Below are 5,005 nucleotides of genomic sequence, written 5' to 3'. Positions count from 1 at the left end.
GCTCCGACGTGCTCACGCCCTCGCGCTCGCCGCTATCGACTTCTTCTCGTTTGACCCATCCAAGCAGCGTCTGGCTCGTGCAGCCGATCTTAGGTGCAATGGATTCGATCGCCGCCCACTGCGACGGATACTCGTCGCGATGCTCTCGCACCATGCGAACTGCACGCTCGCGGACCTCAGCAGAAAACTTGTTCGACTTGTTCATAGCTCCATTCTCTCAAGAGTTGGAGCCTCCACCAAATCCGGGGCGATTCAGAGTGATCCTGCGGGAAGTACAGAGTGCGTTGATCGCCAAGAAACGGTTTATCTGCGTGACCGCGAGCTTCATCGCCTCTGAAAGGCGCGCAGACGAAAAGGAGTCAATCGATAACCGAAGCGCGGGCCGCGAGTGTTACGAGCACTCACGACCCGCTAACCACAACCAACTCAACAAGGGAGTTGCTCATGGCTGACGCCAATCATAAGTCACAACCTGCTGTCTCAGAACGGTTCGTCACTGTTCAGGCATCGCGACGGTTCCAATCGTCGTGGCATAAACCTCCACATCTACGCACGGAGCGCCCGCTTTATCCGTGGATGAAGCTTGCTGGCCGATGGATCGAGCATGCGGGCTTCCATCCCGGCCAGCGCGTCAAGGTCGACGTCGAGGTTGGCCGGCTCGTTATCACCGTCGCTTGAATGAAGGAAGGGGCCGCGTCGCGGTCCCGCTCACGTGATTGACCTATTGCACGAGCGTACTTCCCTCCGTCCGATCTTTCCCCAACGAACATCGCTGCCGACGTCGAAGCACAACAATGGCGGAGCAACGGCCCTTTGCGCCGCTGCGGTTCCTTGGAGAAAACAAACCCTTCGCCCGTGCTGCTCGCCGGCATCGGCGAACGGGAGGCAAACGCTTTCATCACTCGATCTATGCCTGAAAACGCAGACCGACAGCAGAGAGAAATTTCCACCAGCAACGAGCATGAGTTCGTAGCGGCTATCCGAGACGACGCCATCAGTGCGAATCCAAAGCTTGGCGACGATCCAACATTGCTGCACCGGCTCGCTGACGCGTACAGCGATGCCAAACGCATGGGGCTAACACGGGACGTACTACTCGCTGAATTTTTACATCTCGAGGCACAGATACCGGGCTTTTATCGCAAACCCGTGATTTCAAAATGGCTCGAGAAGCCGGGCGCCTCAATCGAGGACCGCTTCACAGACTTACTGGACGTGTTGCTCAAGGAAGCAGAGCGAGCGCAGGAGGTTCGCTAATGGCGAAGGCGCGCCCCTCTACGCTCGAGCAAGCGGCGCTCGCGCTTGCAGCGTTGCTCGCCGCCGTGGGCGAGGCAGTTCGCGGGGCCTTGGATCGGACGTCGTCCGACCCGGATCGCCTCGACCAGGACAAAGCGAAGGCACGATCGACTGCACGCGTGATACCGAGGACTGAGGACTCCTCCAAGCGCTGCCCGCCTGACCGAGGCCGGTTCGTGACGCGCAGATGGCATATGTCCAAGATTTCGCGCGAGTACCAAGCGCGTGTGACCGGGTTTGAGCCATACATCGAATGGACATTCGCGAATATGGAGTTCGACGGCTTCCGCTCGCCGGACTGCCGCTTACAAGAAGCGAAGGCTCGGTACGACCAATTCTTTGACCGGAAGACCTGGTTACCGAAGAGGTTCTTCGAGATCTTCGGTGTGCCCCGCATGATGAGGCAAGCTCGCAATCAAAGCGCCGTCGTCCGAAACAATCCACCGGCGAAGTTGACTTGGTATTTCATGCAGCCGATATCCCACGAATATTTCAGCGGCCAATTCGAGCTCGAAAAACTTCCGATCGAATCACTGTTCCATCCGTAACATGTACATAACGCAAATTTTTCAACTATCGCAGGACACGCTTCCTTCGCCGGAGGAGCATCTGCGCTACCTCTGGGAGGTTGCAGAACTATTCGATCCGTTGGGATTGCCGATTGAGCATTGGTATTCGTCCGCCGCCGGGACACCGAAGAAATCGCTCAGGTACCCGGCGTTTGACGCAAGCGGCCCAACGTCAACAGTCGTGGAAATGCTTCGCGCTCAAGACAAGAAGGATGCAGTGACGAACTATCGAATAACAGGTGTATGGACCGGTAAAGAAAAGGGCCGCGGCGGCGCGTTCTCAACTTCGTTGTCGTCGGACGTTGGCAACCCAACCTGCGTACTCAGGATGCAGTTCGATCAGGTGGACGCACTCGACGACGCGAGGAACATGCAGCGATTCATGTTCGGCTTGCTCGACATCTGGCCGACCAGCACTCAAATTAGAGTTGGACCGCTCATATATGAGCACACGCACAAGGTCTTTCCCAATCGGCCGGGAGCCGGGTGGATGCTCTATCTTGACCGGGCGATCACGCCAAAAGAACTACCGGAAGCGGCCGAACTCGTGCCGGTCATCGAAGGCGGCAAGCAGAATGGCACCATTATCGTCAGCGTTATGGACGAGGTCTTCAATGCGGACAATCCGGAGCATGTGAAGATCGCGAACGCGATCGAAGTGCGATTGGCGGATCAAGACCTCTTGCCTCGATAGCGCGGAGCAGTTCGTAGCGGCTATCCGAGACGACGCCATCAGTGTGAATCCAAAGCTCGGTGACGATCCCACCTTGCTGCAACGGCTCGCTGACGCGTACAGCGATGCCAAGCGCATGGGGCTGACACAGGACGTACTACTCACTGAATTTTTACATCTCGAGGCGCAGATACCGGGCTTTTATCGCAAACCCGTGATTTCGAAATGGCTCGAAAAGACGGGCGCCTCAATCGAGGACCGCTTCACAGACTTACTGGACGTGTTGCTCAAGGAAGCGGAGCGAGCGCAGGAGGTTCGCTAATGGCGAAGGCGCGCCCCTCTACGCTCGAGCAAGCGGCGCTCGCGCTTGCAGCGTTGCTCGCCGCCGTGGGCGAGGCAGTTCGCGGGGCCTTGGATCGGACGTCGTCCGACCCGGATCGCCTCGAGCAGGATAAAGCGAAGGCAAGATCGACCGCACGCGCGATACCGAGGACTGACGACTCTCCTAAGCGCTGCCCGCCTGACCGAGGCCGGTTCGTGACGCGCAGATGGCACATGTCCAAGATTTCGCGCGAGTACCAAGCGCGTGTGACCGGGTTTGAGCCGTACATCGAATGGAAATTCTCGAATACGGAATTCGACGGCTTCCGCTCGCCGGAATGCCGCTTGCAGGAGGCGAAGGCTCGCTACGATCAGTTTTTCAACAAGAAGACCCGCTTACCGAGGCGCTTCTTCGAGCTCTTGGGTGTGACACGGATGCTCGCCCAAGCTCGTCGTCAAACTGACGTTGTCCGAAATAGTCCACCGGCGAAGCTGACCTGGTATTTCATGCAGCCGATATCTCACGAGTATTTCAGCCGGCGATTCTTGGCCGACGGTCTTCCGATCGAATCTTTACTCCATCCGTGACATGGACATCACTCTGATTTTCACGCTGCATCAAGACACGCTTCCTTCTCCCGAAGAGCATTTATGTCACCTATGGAAGATCGCAAAACTGCTCGAACCGTTTGGGTTGCCCATTGAAGGTTGGTATCCACCCGCCGCCACGCCGAAGAAGTCCCGGGAAAATCCGGCCTTCGATCGCACCGGCCCAACGCTCATGGCACTGCAGATACTCCGAACCGAAGACGAGAAGATGGCCACAACCAACTATCGAAGAACGGGCGTATGGACCGGTAAGGAGAAGGGAAGAGGAGGCGTGTACACGCTGTCGTTTTCCTCCGACGAGCACAACCCAATCTGCGTGTTTAACCTCCAGTTCACCGAGCTTGAGGCACTCCACGACGCGAGGACCATGGTGCGATTCGTGCTCGATTTGCTGGATATCTGGCCCGCAGCCACGAAGATTGAAGTCGGGCCGCTCATCTATTACCTCAAGCAGCAGGTCTTTCCCAATCGGCCGGGAGCCGGGTGGATGCTCTATCTTGACCGGGCGATCACGCCAAAAGAACTACCGGAAGCGGCCGAACTCGTGCCGGTCATCGAACGCGGCAAGCAGAAGGGGACCATCATCGTCAGCGTTATGGACGAGGTCTTCTCTGCGGACAATCCGGAGCATGTGAAGATCGCGAACGCGATCGAAGTGCGATTGGCGGATCAAGACCTCTTGCCGCGATAGCGCGGCACCCACGGCCCGGGCTACCCGGGGACGATAAGTGCAGCGTCTCAAAGCCGCTCGAAGCCGACCACATCATCACTGACTGGCAGCCCCGTTGCCAGGCCCTCCCGGCTGCCCGTGCATATACCCCGGCCCCATCCCCGATCCCATCCCCATACCTTGCCCCCGATGCATCCCCTGCATATAAGGGGGCACCTCCGGCAGCGTAACACCCCGAGCTTTCGCCCGCTTCTGCATTTCGGCGTGGTGTTGATCACGGATCTTCTGGCGCTCGGCGTCCGACTTCGCAGCCAGCATCCGTTTCCGGTATTCGTTGCGTTCGGCAGGCGTCATCAGTTGACTGCCGTACATCATGCCTCGTGCCCCGCTTGCCGTCCCGCGACCCGACTGGGTTGACTGGGCATTGGCCGAACCATCCGCCATCACAAGGGCGACGCCGAGCAGGAACGTAGTGGCGAACAAACGCACTTTCAACATGGCAGTCTCCCAACGATCCGCACATACCAACCGTATAGGGAAAATGAGGCAGATTCCTTGTTCCAGATCAACTACGAGCGAGCGACCGTCACTACCATCGAACATATACGAGCAGCAAATACGCCACCTTCGGCAACCAGAGAAATGCCAATGAACCCAGACGTTTTCCCGGAAACGGCAGAGGACGCAACGCCAGCCGCGGCCGTGGCAGCCACTCGAAGCACCTGGGTGAGCGTCGCGGTGTAAGCGGTAAGCCATGGGCGTTATAGAGTTCGCGTAAAGGCAATCGCACAATGCCGCCATTGAGTTCGCTCAGGAGGGGCAAGCGATGACGGCCTTCGCAAGAGAAGAATTGGAATCGGTGTGGCG

At 58.0% G+C, this 5,005-nt stretch carries 8 protein-coding genes and 1 pseudogene; 7 read left to right on the top strand and 2 right to left on the bottom strand.

Annotated features, from left to right (window positions below; all coding sequences use genetic code 11):
* Positions 1–205, bottom strand: a pseudogene (locus GWC77_RS26845) (IS3 family transposase); the annotation flags it as partial.
* Between the two features lie 239 nt (positions 206–444).
* On the opposite strand from GWC77_RS26845, the gene GWC77_RS26840 reads away from it, so the two are divergent.
* The 7 genes from GWC77_RS26840 (at position 445) to GWC77_RS26810 (ending at position 4,159) form a co-directional block, all read left to right on the top strand.
* On the top strand, positions 445–678 hold the full coding sequence (locus GWC77_RS26840; protein ID WP_173262272.1) for a SymE family type I addiction module toxin: 234 nt from the start codon (positions 445–447) through the stop codon (positions 676–678).
* Between the two features lie 153 nt (positions 679–831).
* Positions 832–1,257 carry a hypothetical protein gene (locus tag GWC77_RS26835; RefSeq protein WP_173262269.1) on the top strand — a complete coding sequence of 142 codons (426 nt, stop codon included), beginning with the start codon at positions 832–834 and terminating at the stop codon, positions 1,255–1,257.
* Positions 1,258–1,490: 233 nt separating this feature from the next.
* Entirely contained in the window at positions 1,491–1,844 is a 354-nt protein-coding gene (locus GWC77_RS26830; RefSeq protein WP_173262266.1) for a Tox-REase-5 domain-containing protein, read from the top strand.
* Position 1,845: 1 nt separating this feature from the next.
* Complete coding sequence (locus tag GWC77_RS26825) at positions 1,846–2,559, top strand: Imm52 family immunity protein (RefSeq protein WP_173262264.1); 714 nt, start codon at positions 1,846–1,848, stop codon at positions 2,557–2,559.
* Positions 2,560–2,602: 43 nt separating this feature from the next.
* The gene (locus GWC77_RS26820; protein ID WP_173262261.1) at positions 2,603–2,860 is read left to right on the top strand and encodes a hypothetical protein; all 258 of its coding nucleotides are present in this window, start codon (positions 2,603–2,605) and stop codon (positions 2,858–2,860) included.
* Between the two features lie 233 nt (positions 2,861–3,093).
* Positions 3,094–3,447 carry a restriction endonuclease fold toxin 5 domain-containing protein gene (locus GWC77_RS29820; RefSeq protein WP_254367204.1) on the top strand — a complete coding sequence of 118 codons (354 nt, stop codon included), beginning with the start codon at positions 3,094–3,096 and terminating at the stop codon, positions 3,445–3,447.
* Between the two features lies 1 nt (position 3,448).
* Positions 3,449–4,159: an Imm52 family immunity protein gene (locus GWC77_RS26810; RefSeq protein WP_173262255.1), complete on the top strand. Its 711-nt coding sequence runs from the start codon at positions 3,449–3,451 to the stop codon at positions 4,157–4,159.
* Positions 4,160–4,234: 75 nt separating this feature from the next.
* On the opposite strand, the gene GWC77_RS26805 is transcribed toward GWC77_RS26810, so the two are convergent.
* Complete coding sequence (locus tag GWC77_RS26805) at positions 4,235–4,636, bottom strand: hypothetical protein (RefSeq protein WP_173262252.1); 402 nt, start codon at positions 4,634–4,636, stop codon at positions 4,235–4,237.
* Positions 4,637–5,005: the final 369 nt, after the last annotated feature.

Origin of the sequence: Paraburkholderia sp. NMBU_R16, assembly GCF_013282575.1 — a bacterium.
Taxonomy (GTDB): Bacteria; Pseudomonadota; Gammaproteobacteria; order Burkholderiales; family Burkholderiaceae; genus Trinickia.
This window is presented reverse-complemented; position numbering and strand designations above follow the sequence as displayed.